Annotated in this window: 12 protein-coding genes and 1 pseudogene; 8 read left to right on the top strand and 5 right to left on the bottom strand. The window is 65.1% G+C overall.

All coding sequences use genetic code 11. The annotated features are described in order from the left end of the window. Nucleotides 1–154: 154 nt before the first annotated feature. Nucleotides 155–1,069, top strand: a complete 915-nt coding sequence (gene xerD / locus OOZ63_RS28605; protein ID WP_266009249.1) for a site-specific tyrosine recombinase XerD — start codon at nt 155–157, stop codon at nt 1,067–1,069. 27 nt (nt 1,070–1,096) lie between these two features. Here xerD and OOZ63_RS28610 read toward each other — a convergent pair whose 3' ends face one another. Together OOZ63_RS28610 and OOZ63_RS28615 are read right to left on the bottom strand one after the other, a co-directional pair. Further along, nucleotides 1,097–2,212, bottom strand: a complete 1,116-nt coding sequence (locus OOZ63_RS28610; protein WP_266009250.1) for an NADH:flavin oxidoreductase — start codon at nt 2,210–2,212, stop codon at nt 1,097–1,099. Beyond that, nucleotides 2,209–2,613 (bottom strand): RidA family protein, encoded by a 405-nt coding sequence (locus OOZ63_RS28615; protein ID WP_266009251.1) that lies wholly within the window; start codon nt 2,611–2,613, stop codon nt 2,209–2,211. The genes OOZ63_RS28610 and OOZ63_RS28615 overlap by 4 nt, the downstream gene beginning before the upstream one ends. Nucleotides 2,614–2,750: 137 nt before the next feature. Between OOZ63_RS28615 and OOZ63_RS28620 the strand changes: the two genes are divergently transcribed. Further along, complete coding sequence (locus OOZ63_RS28620) at nt 2,751–3,668, top strand: LysR substrate-binding domain-containing protein (RefSeq protein WP_266009252.1); 918 nt, start codon at nt 2,751–2,753, stop codon at nt 3,666–3,668. Here OOZ63_RS28620 and OOZ63_RS28625 read toward each other — a convergent pair. Then, nucleotides 3,637–4,107: an Lrp/AsnC family transcriptional regulator gene (locus OOZ63_RS28625; RefSeq protein WP_266009253.1), complete on the bottom strand. Its 471-nt coding sequence runs from the start codon at nt 4,105–4,107 to the stop codon at nt 3,637–3,639. The genes OOZ63_RS28620 and OOZ63_RS28625 overlap by 32 nt on opposite strands. 38 nt (nt 4,108–4,145) lie before the next feature. On the opposite strand from OOZ63_RS28625, the gene OOZ63_RS28630 reads away from it, so the two are divergent. The 4 genes from OOZ63_RS28630 (at nt 4,146) to OOZ63_RS28645 (ending at nt 9,635) form a co-directional block, all read left to right on the top strand. Beyond that, the gene (locus OOZ63_RS28630; RefSeq protein WP_137940848.1) at nt 4,146–4,748 is read left to right on the top strand and encodes a MarC family protein; all 603 of its coding nucleotides are present in this window, start codon (nt 4,146–4,148) and stop codon (nt 4,746–4,748) included. A 253-nt stretch (nt 4,749–5,001) separates the two neighbouring features. Continuing rightward, a complete protein-coding gene (gene aceA / locus OOZ63_RS28635; RefSeq protein ID WP_416234802.1) occupies nt 5,002–6,300 on the top strand; it encodes an isocitrate lyase in 1,299 nt (432 codons plus the stop codon). 459 nt (nt 6,301–6,759) lie between these two features. Beyond that, the gene (gene trkA, locus OOZ63_RS28640; protein ID WP_266009255.1) at nt 6,760–8,175 is read left to right on the top strand and encodes a Trk system potassium transporter TrkA; all 1,416 of its coding nucleotides are present in this window, start codon (nt 6,760–6,762) and stop codon (nt 8,173–8,175) included. Beyond that, nucleotides 8,175–9,635: a TrkH family potassium uptake protein gene (locus OOZ63_RS28645; protein WP_266009257.1), complete on the top strand. Its 1,461-nt coding sequence runs from the start codon at nt 8,175–8,177 to the stop codon at nt 9,633–9,635. The genes trkA and OOZ63_RS28645 overlap by 1 nt, the downstream gene beginning before the upstream one ends. Before the next feature lie 3 nt (nt 9,636–9,638). Here the strand turns inward: OOZ63_RS28645 and OOZ63_RS28650 are convergent, their stop codons facing one another. Continuing rightward, entirely contained in the window at nt 9,639–10,796 is a 1,158-nt protein-coding gene (locus OOZ63_RS28650) for an iron-containing alcohol dehydrogenase (protein ID WP_266009259.1), read from the bottom strand. Between the two features lie 96 nt (nt 10,797–10,892). On the opposite strand from OOZ63_RS28650, the gene OOZ63_RS28655 reads away from it, so the two are divergent. Together OOZ63_RS28655 and OOZ63_RS28660 are read left to right on the top strand one after the other, a co-directional pair. Continuing rightward, nucleotides 10,893–11,810, top strand: coding sequence for an alpha/beta hydrolase (locus tag OOZ63_RS28655; RefSeq protein ID WP_266009264.1), 918 nt, complete (start codon nt 10,893–10,895; stop codon nt 11,808–11,810). Further along, nucleotides 11,807–12,691, top strand: a complete 885-nt coding sequence (locus OOZ63_RS28660; protein WP_266009260.1) for a YbgC/FadM family acyl-CoA thioesterase — start codon at nt 11,807–11,809, stop codon at nt 12,689–12,691. Before OOZ63_RS28655 ends, OOZ63_RS28660 begins: the two co-directional genes overlap by 4 nt. Before the next feature lie 15 nt (nt 12,692–12,706). Here the strand turns inward: OOZ63_RS28660 and OOZ63_RS28665 are convergent. After that, nucleotides 12,707–12,833: pseudogene (locus OOZ63_RS28665) on the bottom strand (histidine/lysine/arginine/ornithine ABC transporter ATP-binding protein); the annotation flags it as partial.

Consider the following 12,833-nt stretch of genomic DNA (forward strand, 5'->3'; position numbering starts at 1 on the left):
CAACGTGCTCACGGTGGCTTGGTTCGACCGCCTCGGATTACCTCGCCTCTCATGACCTCAAGCTCTCGAACCGCCCGGTGCGGACCCGCATGCCCGGTGGTGTGGGAGGGGTGGAGTCGATAATGACCCCCCCCTATCCCGATTGAAGGCAAGGATGGACAAAGAATCGGCTGCGCGGAGCGCCAGCGAGGCGGCGATCGCACGTTTCGTCGAGATGCTGTGGATCGAGGACGGTCTGGCCGCCAACACCCTGGCGGCCTACCGGCGTGATCTGAGTCTGCTGGCCGACTGGCTGGCGCTTGAGCATGGGCTGGCGCTGGATGCCGCGCGGGAGCTGCATCTGCTGGGCTATGCGGCTGCCCGTCATGAGGGGAGCCGCGCGACCAGCTCCAACCGCCGCCTCAGTGTCTTCAAGCGCTACTACCGCTGGGCCCTGCGAGAGCTGGCCCTGGCAGAGGACCCGACCCTACGCCTGGCCAATGCCCGCCAGCCGCTGCGCGTGCCCAAGGTACTGAGCCAAGCCCAGGTCGAGGCCTTGCTTGCCGCGCCGGATGTGGAGGATACGCTGGGCCTGCGCGACCGCGCGATGCTGGAGCTGATGTATGCCAGCGGCCTGCGAGTCAGCGAGCTGGTCGAGCTCAAGAGCGTGCATGTGGGATTCAAGGAAGCGGTGCTGCGCGTCACCGGCAAGGGCGCGAAGGAGCGTCTCGTGCCTTTCGGCGAGGAGGCGCACAGCTGGTTGCTGCGCTATCTGCAAGAGGCCCGAGCGGTTCTGCTGAAGGGCCAGCGCTGCGATGCCCTGTTTGTCACGATTCGCGGCGATGGCATGACGAGGCAGATGTTCTGGAAGCTGGTCAAGAAGTACGCACTGCAGGCTGGCATCACCGCGCCACTGTCACCGCACACGCTGCGCCATGCCTTCGCCACCCATCTGCTCAACCACGGCGCCGATCTGCGCGCGGTGCAGCTGTTGCTGGGCCACGCCGATCTGTCGACCACGCAGATCTACACCCATGTGGCACGCGAGCGGCTGAAGGCGATCCACGCGGCACATCATCCGCGTGGCTGACCGTGGTGCAGGCCCAAGCCCGACAAGCTATGCGGCCGCTTCCAGCGGCTCGAGCTCCGAGGCCTTGATTCCCGCCTGTGGCGACAGCAGCGCCGGATCGAATGTCTTGAACGCCAGGCCCTGCCTGAGCCGCTGCGGCCAGTCGGGGTTGGCCAGCGCGCCACGCGCCAGTGCCACCAGGTCGGCCCCGTCGCTCAGGCTTTGCAGGGCACGCTCGGGCTCGTGCAGGCCGCCGTTGGCGATCAGGCTCAGCGTGGGCAGGCTGCGGCGGGCCAGGCTTGTCAGGCTGGGGCCTTCGCCGCCAAAGGCCGGACGCCAGGCCTCGTAGGCCGTCAGATGCAGATAGTCGAGATCGGCCTGGGCCAGCGTGCCGAACAGGCGCAGCGCATCGGCCTCGGCGCCGGCCCAGCGGTGTTCGAAGTCATTGACCTTGGACTGCGAGAGGCGCAGACCCACCGGCGCCTCACTCCCAACCGCTTGGCGCACGGCCCGGCTGACCTCGATGCTCAGCCGGGCCCGGCCGACGATGTCGCCACCCCAGCCATCCTCGCGCTGGTTGCTGTAGTCGGTTAGGAACTGGTCCAGCAGATAGCCGTTGGCGCCATGAATCTCGACACCGTCGAAACCGGCCACCTCGATCGCCAGCCGCGCGGCCTGTGCGAAGCCGTCCACGACTTCGGCGATCTCTGCCTCCGACATGGACTGCGGCAGCCGGTAGGGGCCGCTGCCGTGATAGAAGGCCATCTGTTCGCCCTTGGGCTGGATGGCCGAAGGGCCGACGCTGGTGTCACGGAAGCGATTGGCCTGGGACAGAGCACCGGCATGCATCAGCTGCGCCACGATGGCTCCGCCCGCCTCGTGCACTGCGTCGACGATGGGCCGCCAGGCCTTGGCCTGGCAGGCATCGCTCAGGCCCGGCTGCCCGGCATAGCCCTGAGAGAAGGCCTGGTCGGTGTAGAGGCCCTCTGTGATCAGCAGACCGAAGCCGCCCTGCGCGAAACGCAGGTAGTAGCGCTGCATCGCCGCGCTGGCCAGGCCGTCCTGCGTCGCGCTGACCCGTGTCATCGGCGCGAGGGCCAGACGGTTGGGTAGACCCAGTTTGCCGAGGCGCCAGGACTGGAACAGGGCATCGTGGGCCGTCATGCTGCGGTCCCGGCGGTGTCGGCGATGGCAATGGCCTCGATCTCTATCATCGCCTCCGGCGTGTAGAGGGCCGAGACCTCGACGATGGTGTCGGCTGGATAGGGCGCGCTGAACCAGTGGCGGCGCAGTGCGACGATCTTGGGGAAATGGCTCATTGAGGTCAGGAAGATCGTCACCTTGACGATCTGGGACAGATCGGAACCGGCGGCCACCAGCGCGCGGCGCAGATTCAGCATCGCTTGCTCGGCCTGCCGGTCGAAATCGCCTTCGCCGACGATGCGGCCGTCATCGCCGACGCCGGCCTGGCCGGACACATAGACCAGACCGCCTGCCTTGATAGCCTGGGACAGCAGGTAGGGCGCATAGGGATCGGGCTGGGTGTGGACTTGTTGGAGTTCCATGGGCTTTCTTGATAGGTGATCTGAGATCATCTGGTGAAGCCGATCTCCACCAGTGAAAGCCAGTTTCTCTCGACGTGTTGGGCCTGACAAACGGTCAATATTCAGGTGATGGATGAATTGAAATAAGCTATCGACCGATGCGAAAACTACCACCCCTGGGCATGTTGCGGGCCTTCGAAGCCGCCGCGCGGCGCCTGAGCTTCAAGGATGCGGCCGCGGAGCTGCATGTGACGCCGACGGCAGTCAGCCACCAGATCAAGCAACTCGAAAGCTATCTGTCCCTCAAGCTCTTCGAGCGCGGCACCCGCAAGGTGATGCTGACCGCGCAGGGCGCGCGGCTTTACCCCGTGCTGCGCGAGGGGCTGGATGATTTCGAGCGGGCGCTGGAATCGCTGCGTCACAAGCCGGGTGGGCAGTTGGCCACGCTGTCGTCCACCGTGGCCTTCATGGCCCGGCGGCTGGCGCCTCGCGTGGGTGCTTTCCGTGCCAGCTACCCCGACTGGCAGCTGCGGCTCAGTGCCAGCAACGAGTTGGTGGATCTCGATGGCGAGGCCGATGCGGCGATCCGCTACGGCAGCGGGCACTATCCGGGCCTGGTCGTCGAACCTCTGATCCAGGACTATTTCGCGCCGGTGTGTGTGCCAGCCCTGGCCGTCGCTGCAAGGGCCGGACTGGACGGCGTCGCCCTGTTGGACTTCGACTGGGGCGCCAGGGTGCGAGACGATCCGCGCACGCCCAGCTGGCGCCGCTGGGCCGATCTGCTCGGCGGCGACATCGGGCTCGGGCAGAGCCTGTCCTTCACCGATGAGATCCATGCGGTGCAAGCGACCCTGGCAGGGCAGGGCGTGGGCCTGCTGAGCCTGACCCTGGTGGCGGAGGAGCTGGCCTCGGGTGCACTGTTGCGGCCTTTCGAGGCCTTGCTGCCGGGATACCGCTTCGACCTGGTCTACAGCCCGCGTGCGGTCGAGCGTCCGGCCACCGTGCGGCTGCGTGAATGGGTCAGGCAGGAATTCGCCGGCCCGCTCAGCGCACCGGCAGCGGGGCCGGCGGCTTGATCTCTTCCAGGCAAATCATTGAGCGGATGTCGGCGACGCCGGGGATCTGCATCAGCCGATCGGTCAAGAACTGCGACAGGCTCTTCAGGTCGGCGGCGACGACCTTCAGCAGGTAGTCGCAGTCGCCCGAGACGGTGTGGCATTCCAAGATCTCGGGGAAGTCGCGGATCAATCCCTCGATCTCGCGTACGCGGCCGAAGGCATCTGCCTCGACATTGAGACTGACAAAGGCGGTCACGCCCAGCCCCAGCGTGGCCGGCTGCACCATGGCGCGGTAACCGCGCAGCACGCCGCGTTCCTCCAGCTGCTTGACCCTACGCAAGGTCTGCGGCGGCGACAGGTGGATGCGGGACGCCAGGTCTACATTGGACAGGCGACCGTCGCGCTGCAGGATTTCGATGATGCGCCGGTCTATGGTGTCAAGTGTGGCTTCGGTCATGGTGCGGCGGATTCTCCAACAGCGCCGACAATCCGGCCATGGACCATAGCTTTCTCTCCGCCTTCATTCTCTTGCTGCTGGTGCTGGACCCGCTGGGCAGCCTGCCGATCTTCATCCCCATCATGCGCGCGGTGCCCAAGCCGCGGCGCAAGCTGGTGGCGCTGCGCGAAGTCGGCATCGCTTTCGGCGTGCTGTTCGCCTTCATGTTCGTCGGTGACGCCTTTTTGCGGGTGATGCATCTGTCGGAGCGCTCGTTGGAGGTGGCCGGCGGTGTGATTTTGCTGATCATCGCGATCCGCATGATCTTTGGCAGCAGTGGCGAGTCGGCCTATGGCCTGGAGCCGGGCCGCGAGCCCTTCATCTTCCCGCTGGCCGTGCCCTTGCTGGCCGGCCCCTCGGCGATGGCCACCGTGCTGCTGCTGGCTTCGCGCCAGCCCGATCGCATCTGGGAGTGGATTGCCGCGCTCACGGCGGCCATGGTGGTCTCGGGTCTGACCCTGATTCTGGCCGACCGCATCCGCAAGCTTCTGGGCGACTCGGTGGTGTCGGCGATCGAGAAGCTAATGGGCCTGGTGTTGACCGCGATCGCGGTGGAGATGGTGCTGGCCGGGCTCAAGCGCTATTTCATCGGCGGGCTCTGAGAACGTGCCGCCACAGATCCACGATACGAAAACGAGATTTCATATCGTGATAGTTCGCCATGTTGCGCCGCGCCATTTTTTCTCATTATGAAGAAGATGTTTTCATAATCCGGCATATAAATCGCAAGCTATTGATTTTTAAGGATAATATTTTTAGTCTTATATAAGACACAACACTTCCGCAAGACGGAGGCGAGGACTACGCTTAAGGCATCGATTCCTTCCTACCCCCAACCGCTTGCAGGAGTACTTCATGAGCACCTTGACCCGTGAACAGCAAATCGCCGCCCTCGAAAAAGACTGGGCCGAGAATCCGCGCTGGAAGGGCGTCACCCGCGGCTACACGGCCGCCGACGTCGTGCGTCTGCGTGGCTCGCTGGCTATCGAGCACACACTGGCCAAGCGTGGCGCCGAGAAGCTCTGGGGCCTGGTCAACACCGAGCCCTTCGTCAACTCGCTGGGCGCGCTGACCGGCAACCAGGCCATGCAGCAGGTCAAGGCCGGTCTGAAGGCCATCTATCTGTCGGGCTGGCAGGTTGCCGGTGATGCCAACAGCAATGGCGAGATGTACCCCGACCAGTCGCTGTACTCGGTGGACTCGGTACCCAAGGTTGTGAAGAAGATCAACGCCACGTTCGCGCGCGCCGACCAGATCCAGTGGAGCGAAGGCAAGAACGACATCGATTACTTCGCGCCCATCGTGGCCGATGCCGAAGCTGGCTTCGGCGGCGTGCTCAACGCCTTTGAGCTGATGAAGGCGATGATCGAGGCCGGTGCTGCCGGCGTGCACTTCGAAGACCAGCTGGCCGCAGCCAAGAAGTGCGGCCATATGGGTGGCAAGGTGCTGGTGCCGACCCGCGAGGCGGTGGCCAAGCTCGTCGCCGCCCGTCTGGCCGCCGATGTGATGGGCACGCCCACCGTGCTGCTGGCGCGCACCGATGCCGAGGCCGGCGACCTGGTGACCAGCGACATCGACGACAACGACAAGCCCTTTTGCACCGGCGAGCGTACCGTCGAAGGCTTCTTCCGCACCCGCAACGGTCTGGACCAAGCCATCAGCCGTGGCTTGGCTTATGCGCCCTATGCCGACATGATCTGGTGCGAGACTGGCAAGCCTGACCTGGCGTTTGCGAAGACGTTTGCCGAGGCCATCCATGCCAAGTTCCCCGGCAAGCTGCTGGCCTACAACTGCTCACCCTCGTTCAACTGGAAGAAGAACCTGGACGACGCGACGATTGCCAAGTTCCAGCGCGAGCTCGGCGCGATGGGCTACAAGTTCCAGTTCATCACGCTGGCCGGCTTCCACAGCCTGAACTACTCGATGTTCAACCTTGCCTACGGTTACGCCCGCAACAATATGAGCGCCTTTGTCGAGTTGCAGGAAGCCGAGTTTGCCGCCGCCGAGAAGGGCTTCACGGCCGTCAAGCATCAGCGCGAGGTCGGTACCGGCTACTTCGACGCGGTGACTACGACCATTGAGCGCGAGGCGTCGACCGCCGCGCTCAAGGGCTCGACCGAGGACGAGCAGTTCTTCGACGCCAAGCATGGTTGATTGATAGATAGAGCCCCTGCATCCGGGGCTCGCATCGCCGGGCCGGCCTCCACAAGAGGTCGGCCTTTTTGCTGGCTGGTCCGTGCTCAGCCCTGCAGGGCCAGCCACCAGCGTATAAAGAAAGGCATCGGCCTGTGGCGCCCGCTGCGCCGGCTGTGCATCGTTGGTTCCGCCTCGGCGGGCCTTCTTGTCAGTGGCGTTGCCAGCGGTGGCAGGGTCGGTGATTGATTCATACCGAACATATGCTGCCCACGACGCCGGCCTGCGGGTGTCAGCAATGGAAACAAAAGACTTCGGTCCATGACCCGCCTCCTGTCTTTGAACACTACTCCATTGCAGCCGATTTGCCGCTTGCCAGGCATAGGACGCCGGCTGTAAACGCTGTCGGTAAATGGATGACGCGAGCCCTCAAGGCGCCCGTCCTCAGACAGCCGGATCCGGGCTGCGTATCATGGCCAAATGAACATCCTTATCCTCGGCGCCGGGCGAGTCGGCGCGAGCGTTGCCGAGAGCTTGGTCTCGGAGAAGAACGATATCACCGTGATCGACACGGACCCGCAGCGGCTGAGCGAACTGCAAGATAGGATGGATTTGCGTGGCATCGCCGGCAACGGTATCCAGCCCTCGGTGCTGGAGGCGGCCGGCGCCCGCGATGCCGACATGCTGATCGCCTGCGCGCCTAATGACGAGACCAATCTGGTGGCCTGCAAGGTTGCCCACGAAGTGTTCAGCATCCCGACCCGCATCGCCCGGCTGCGCTCTTCCGAATTCGCGCAGGGCAGCTCCTTGATGGCGGCCAATGGCTTCGCAGTCGATGCGGTGATCTGCCCCGAGGAGTCGGTCACGCGCACGATACGCCAGCTCATTGAGTATCCCGAGGCCCTGCAGGTGCTGGAGTTCGCGGGCGGTGCGGTCAGTCTGATCGCGGTACGGGCGATGGTCGGCGCGCGCCTGGTGGACCACAAGATGTCCGAGCTGCCGGCGCTGATCCCGCAGTTCGAGATGCGTATCGTCGCGATCTACCGCAAGGACAAGGCTGGCGGCGATCAGCGCATAGCCTGCGATGGCGATACCCGCATCGAGGCGGGCGATGAGGTCTTTGTACTGGCCGCCACGCGCGACATCCGCAGGGTGCTGGAGGCTCTGGCGGGGCGCGACCAACCAGTGCGTCGCGTGATGATTGCTGGCGGTGGCCGTGTCGGTCTGAGGCTGGCGCGGGAGATCCAGGATGACTGTCGGCTCAAGATGATCGACACTGGCTTTGCGCGCTGCGAGTACCTGACCACCCAACTAGGCAGCCAAGCCCTGGTGTTGCATGGCGACTCCACCGACGAAGATCTGCTGGAGCGCGAGCAGGTCGACGAGACCGACCTCTTCGTCGCTTTGACCAACGATGATGAGGACAACATCATGGCCTGCTTGCTGGCCAAGCGCATGGGCGCTCGCCGGGTACTGGCCCTGATCAACCGGCGTGCCTATGCCGATCTGGTGCAGGGCACGCAAATCGACATCGCATTGTCGCCGGCGCAGACCGTGATCGGCGAGCTGCTGGCCTATGTGCGGCGCGGTGATGTCGAGTCGGTGCACAGCCTTCGCCGTGGCGCTGCCGAGGCGCTTGAAGCGGTGGCCCGGGGTGACCGCAAGACCTCCAAGGTGGTGGGTCGGCGCATTGAGGAGATCAGCCTGCCCAAGGGAGCCCAGATCGGCGCGATCGTGCGCACAGCGCAGGATGCGCAAACCCCTCAGCGGGTCGTGATCCCGCATCACGACACCGTGATTGAGCAGGATGACCATGTGATCGTGTTCGTGCCGCGCAAGCGCATGGTGCGCGATGTCGAGAGACTCTTCCAGGTCAGCGCGACTTTTCTCTTCTGATGGCCTCGCCTCTCGCTGTATTGGCCCTGATCGGGCGCATGTTGGTGCTGTTTGCGCTGATGATGGGGGTGCCGCTGGGTTTTGCCTTGGTGCAGCAGGACGCCGGCATTGAGCCGTTTGCCCGATCGGCGTTCATCACGCTGGCGGCTGGCGTTGCGCTGAGCCTGGTGATGCGGCGCTTCAGACGCGAGTTGCAAGCGCGTGACGGCTTTGTGCTGGTGGTGATGACCTGGCTTCTCTTGCCTGCCTTTGGCGCGTTGCCGCTATGGTTGGCGATTCCGGGCTTGGATGTCACCGATGCATATTTCGAGGCGGTTTCGGGCTTCACGGCCACTGGCGCCACCGTGCTCAGCGGCCTGGATGAGCTGCCGCTGAGCGTGAACGTTTGGCGCTGTTTCATGATGCTGATTGGCGGTCTAGGCATCATCGTGCTGGCGGTGGCTATCTTGCCGATGTTGGGTGTTGGCGGTGCTCAGCTGTTCCGTGCCGAGATGGCCGGTCCGCTGAAGGATCAGCAGAAGCTGACGCCGCGCATGTCGGAGACCGCGCGTGGACTCTGGGTCGTCTACTTCGTAGTCTCGACCAGCTGTTTCTTCGCCTACCGCTGGGCCGGCATGAGCTGGTCCGATGCCTTCATGCACATGTGTACGACCATGGGCCTGGGCGGCTTTTCCTCGCATGACCAGAGCTTCGGCTACTGGAACTCGCCGCTGATCGAGACGGTCGCGATCGTCTTCATGCTGCTGGCTGGCGTGAACTTCGCGCTGTACTTCGTGGCATTGCGCCAACGCTCGTTTCGCGCTCTTTGGTGCGATATCGAGCTGCGCGCCTTTTATCTGGTGGTGCTGGCGGCAGTCGCCGTGCTGACGGTATTTCTGATCATGCATGAGGTCACTGCCGATGCCTGGAAAGCCTTGCGTTACAGCGCCTTTCATGTAGTGTCGCTGGCTACCACCACCGGCTACGCTGCCACCGATTACGAGCTGTGGCCGGTGTTCGCGCCGCTGTTGATGCTGCTGCTGGGCTGTTTTGCCACCTGTGCCGGATCGACCGGCGGAGGCATCAAAATGGTTCGCATGCTGCTGCTGCTGAAGCAGTCGACGCGCGAGCTGGTACGCATCATTCACCCCAATGTAGTCAATCCTGTGGTCTACGGTGGCCGTGTCGTCAGCCCACGGGTGATGCAAAGCGTGATCGCCTACATGATGCTTTATGGTGCCAGTCTGGTGGGTTTTACCATGCTGCTGCTGTTCAGCGGGCTGGACGTCGTCACCGCCTTCACGGCGGTGGTGGCTTGCTTGAATAACATCGGGCCGGGTCTGGGCCTGGTCGGGCCGACCCAGCACTTCGGCGTGCTAACCGAGTTCCAGACTTGGGTCTGCACCTTCGCGATGCTGCTGGGTCGGCTTGAATTGCTGAGCGTGCTGGTGCTGTTCACGCCACAGTTCTGGCGCACTTGACACTCACAGGGAGTCGATCAGCATCCGTCGGTAGTCCTCGCGCGTGGCCATGCGCGGGTTGGTCTTGTGGCAATGATCCAGCATCGCGCCGTCAATGACGCGCTCGAACAAGTCTTCAGCTACTCCCAGCGCCGCCAGGCCCGAGGCCAGACCCAGACGCGCATTCATCGCACGCAGTTCCTCGGCCACTGCGTGGCCGGCTGCATCGCTACCGGGCAGCCCCATGGCCTGGGCCATGCGCTGCAGCCGGCCGTCCTGATGCAGGCTGGGGTGCTGGGCATTGAATTTGACGACGGCCGGCAGGAACACCGCGTTCAGTGTGCCGTGGTGCAGGCGCGGGTTCACACCGCCCAGGCTGTGGCTGAGCGAATGCACGCAGCCCAGGCCCTTTTGGAACGCCATCGCGCCCTGCATGCTGGCGCTCATCATGGCCCAGCGCGCCTCGCGGTCGGCACCGCTGCCGGTGGCGCGCTCGATCGCGGCCCAACCTCGTCGCAGGCCTTCCAGCGCGATGCCATCGGCCGGCGGGTTGACGGCGGCCGACATAAAGGTCTCCATGCAGTGCGCAATCGCGTCCATGCCGGTGGCGGCGGTCAGCAGGGCCGGCAAGCCCAGGGTCAGCTCTGGATCGCAGATCGCGGCTTTGGGCATCAGCTCCCAGCTGTGAAAGCCCAGCTTTCGGCCATCGTCGACGATGATGATGGCGCCGCGCGCCACCTCGGAGCCGGTGCCGGCCGTGGTCGGCACCGCGATCACCGGCGCCACCGCCTTGGTGATTCTGGGGCTGCCGCCCTCAATGGTCGCGTAGGTCTTCAGCGGCCCCTCGTGCGTCGCGGCAATCGCGACGCCCTTGGCCAAGTCCATGCTGGAGCCGCCGCCGATGGCTACCAGGCCGTCACAGCCGAGTTCCCGGTACATCAAGGCAGCGGCGCGCACCGCCGCCTCGTTGGGGTTGGGAGGCGTCGCGTCGAACACCGGCGGCCATGCGGTGTCGGCGGCGCCCCAGGCGGCCAGCGCCTTGGCCAACACGCCGGCAGCGCGCACGCCGGCGTCGCTGATGATCAGCGGCCTGCGGATGCCGACGCGCTCGCACTCCTGCGGCAGCAGCGCGGCGGCGCCGAAGTCGAATTGGATCTGGGTCAGGTACTGGATCAGGGCCATCGCTCTCGTCTCCTTGGGGCTCTGGCACACTGCGCGCCAGTGCCCCGAGCGTAGTTGTTGGAGTTCTTGTTGAGTAGCACCTTGTTGACACCGCGCATGGCCGGTGTGTTGGCGCGCATACACCGCGCCAATCGCCCGCCGTTTCACAGCCTGAGCCCCAAGCAGGCGCGCATCGCCTATCTGATGGGAGCCGAGATCCTGGATCTGCCGCGCGCGCCGCTGGCCCGCATCGAGAATCTGCAGGTGCCCGGCGCCGAAGGCCCGCTGGCCGCCAGGCTTTACGCGCCCAAGACACGGGACGAGGCCCGGCTGCCGGTGCTGCTGTATCTGCACGGCGGCGGCTTCACGATAGGCAGCCTGGAAACGCACGACAGCCTGTGCCGCCAGTTGGCGCTGCGCTCGGGCGCGGCGGTGCTGGCGCTGGACTACCGGCTCGCGCCGGAGCACCGCTTCCCGGCCGCTGTCGATGACTGCTGGGCGGTGATGCGCTGGCTGGTCGGCGCGGCCGACTCGCTGGGCCTGGACGGCAGCCGGCTGGCGGTGGGCGGCGACAGCGCCGGCGGCACGCTGGCGGCAGTCTGCGCGCTGCATGGGCGAGATATGGGCCTGCCGCTGGCGCTGCAGCTTCTGATTACGCCGGGCACGACGGCCCATGCCGACACCGCCTCGCACAAGCTGTTTGCCAACGGCTTTTTGCTCGATGCGGCCTCGATCGCCTGGTTCTTTGATCACTACATCGCTCACCACCACAAGCGCGACTGGCGCTTCGCGCCGCTGGAGGCCGAGGACCACGGGGGCCTGGCCCCGGCCTGTGTGCTGCTGGCCGAATGCGATCCGCTCATCGACGAGGGCATTGCCTATGCCGACCGGCTGCGTGCGGCCGGCGGCCAGGTGCAGCTCGAGCTCTATCGCGGCGTGACCCACGACTTCATCAAGATGGGCCGTCAAATCCCCGAAGCCCTGCTGGCGCTGGATGCCTGCGGCCTCGCGATCAAGGAGGCCTTACAGCCATGAGCGCCATTTCTGCTTCATCCACGCCGCGTCGTCGCGACTTCCGCTTCTTCGAGCGGCTGCGCGTACGCTGGGCCGAAATCGATGCGCAACACATCGTCTTCAATGGCCATTATCTGACCTATTTCGACACCGCGGTCGGCGGCTACTGGCGTGCCCTGGCCCTGCCTTATGCCGCGACGATGGCGGAGCTCGGCGGCGATCTGTTCGTGCGCAAGGCAACGCTGGAGTACCTGGACTCGGCCCGTTTCGAGGAGTTGCTCGATGTGGGCGTGCGCTGCGAGCAGGTCGGCAACAGCTCGATGCGCTTGCACTGCGCTGTGTTTCGGGGCGAGGACTGTCTGGTCCATGGCGAGCTGGTCTATGTGTTTGCCGATGCCGCGAGCCGCACACCCAAGCCTGTGCCGCAGGGCCTGCGCGACTTGCTGACCGGTTTCGAGAAGGGCGAGTCGATGGCGCGTGTGCGCGTGGGCGCCTGGGCAGAGCTTGGCGCCGATGCCCAGCACATCCGTCAGGCCGTGTTCGTCGACGAGCAGAAGATCCCCGCCGAGATGGAGTGGGACAGCGCCGACGCCAGCTGCTTACATGCGGTGGCCTACAACCGCTTGGGCCGGGCGCTGGCCACCGGCCGCCTGCTCGAACACGTGCCCGGTGTGGCCAAGATCGGGCGCATGGCGGTGATCGCGGCGCTGCGCGGCAGCCGCGTCGGGCGCGAGGTGTTGGAGGCGCTGATGCAGGCGGGCCGCGAGCGCGGCTACCGCGAGGTGCTGCTGCACGCCCAGCTGTCGGCCGAGGGTTTTTACACCCGCGCTGGTTTTCAGCGCCGTGGCCCTGTCTTCGACGAGGCCGGCATCGCCCATGTGGAGATGGTTCGGGCGCTGTAGCGCTCCGAGGGTGGGCTACTTCAGCCCGCCGCTGAGGAACTGCTGCAGGCGCGGGCTCTGCGGCTTGAGCAGCACCTCGCGCGGATTGCCTTCTTCCTCGACCTTGCCCTGGTGCAAAAACATCGTGTGGGTCGAGACCTCG

Source organism: Paucibacter sp. PLA-PC-4 (assembly GCF_026241155.1).
Lineage (GTDB): Bacteria > Pseudomonadota > Gammaproteobacteria > Burkholderiales > Burkholderiaceae_C > Roseateles_E.

What these genes read in the sequence shown, in the direction of transcription:
- OOZ63_RS28655 (WP_266009264.1), top strand. Translation starts at nt 10,893, where the DNA reads ATGGCCGGTGTGTTGGCGCGCATACACCGCGCCAATCGCCCGCCGTTT.
- OOZ63_RS28625 (WP_266009253.1), bottom strand. Translation starts at nt 4,107, where the DNA reads ATGACCGAAGCCACACTTGACACCATAGACCGGCGCATCATCGAAATC.
- aceA (WP_416234802.1), top strand. Translation starts at nt 5,002, where the DNA reads ATGAGCACCTTGACCCGTGAACAGCAAATCGCCGCCCTCGAAAAAGAC.
- OOZ63_RS28650 (WP_266009259.1), bottom strand. Translation starts at nt 10,796, where the DNA reads ATGGCCCTGATCCAGTACCTGACCCAGATCCAATTCGACTTCGGCGCC.
- xerD (WP_266009249.1), top strand. Translation starts at nt 155, where the DNA reads ATGGACAAAGAATCGGCTGCGCGGAGCGCCAGCGAGGCGGCGATCGCA.
- OOZ63_RS28610 (WP_266009250.1), bottom strand. Translation starts at nt 2,212, where the DNA reads ATGACGGCCCACGATGCCCTGTTCCAGTCCTGGCGCCTCGGCAAACTG.
- trkA (WP_266009255.1), top strand. Translation starts at nt 6,760, where the DNA reads ATGAACATCCTTATCCTCGGCGCCGGGCGAGTCGGCGCGAGCGTTGCC.
- OOZ63_RS28660 (WP_266009260.1), top strand. Translation starts at nt 11,807, where the DNA reads ATGAGCGCCATTTCTGCTTCATCCACGCCGCGTCGTCGCGACTTCCGC.
- OOZ63_RS28645 (WP_266009257.1), top strand. Translation starts at nt 8,175, where the DNA reads ATGGCCTCGCCTCTCGCTGTATTGGCCCTGATCGGGCGCATGTTGGTG.
- OOZ63_RS28630 (WP_137940848.1), top strand. Translation starts at nt 4,146, where the DNA reads ATGGACCATAGCTTTCTCTCCGCCTTCATTCTCTTGCTGCTGGTGCTG.
- OOZ63_RS28615 (WP_266009251.1), bottom strand. Translation starts at nt 2,613, where the DNA reads ATGGAACTCCAACAAGTCCACACCCAGCCCGATCCCTATGCGCCCTAC.
- OOZ63_RS28620 (WP_266009252.1), top strand. Translation starts at nt 2,751, where the DNA reads ATGCGAAAACTACCACCCCTGGGCATGTTGCGGGCCTTCGAAGCCGCC.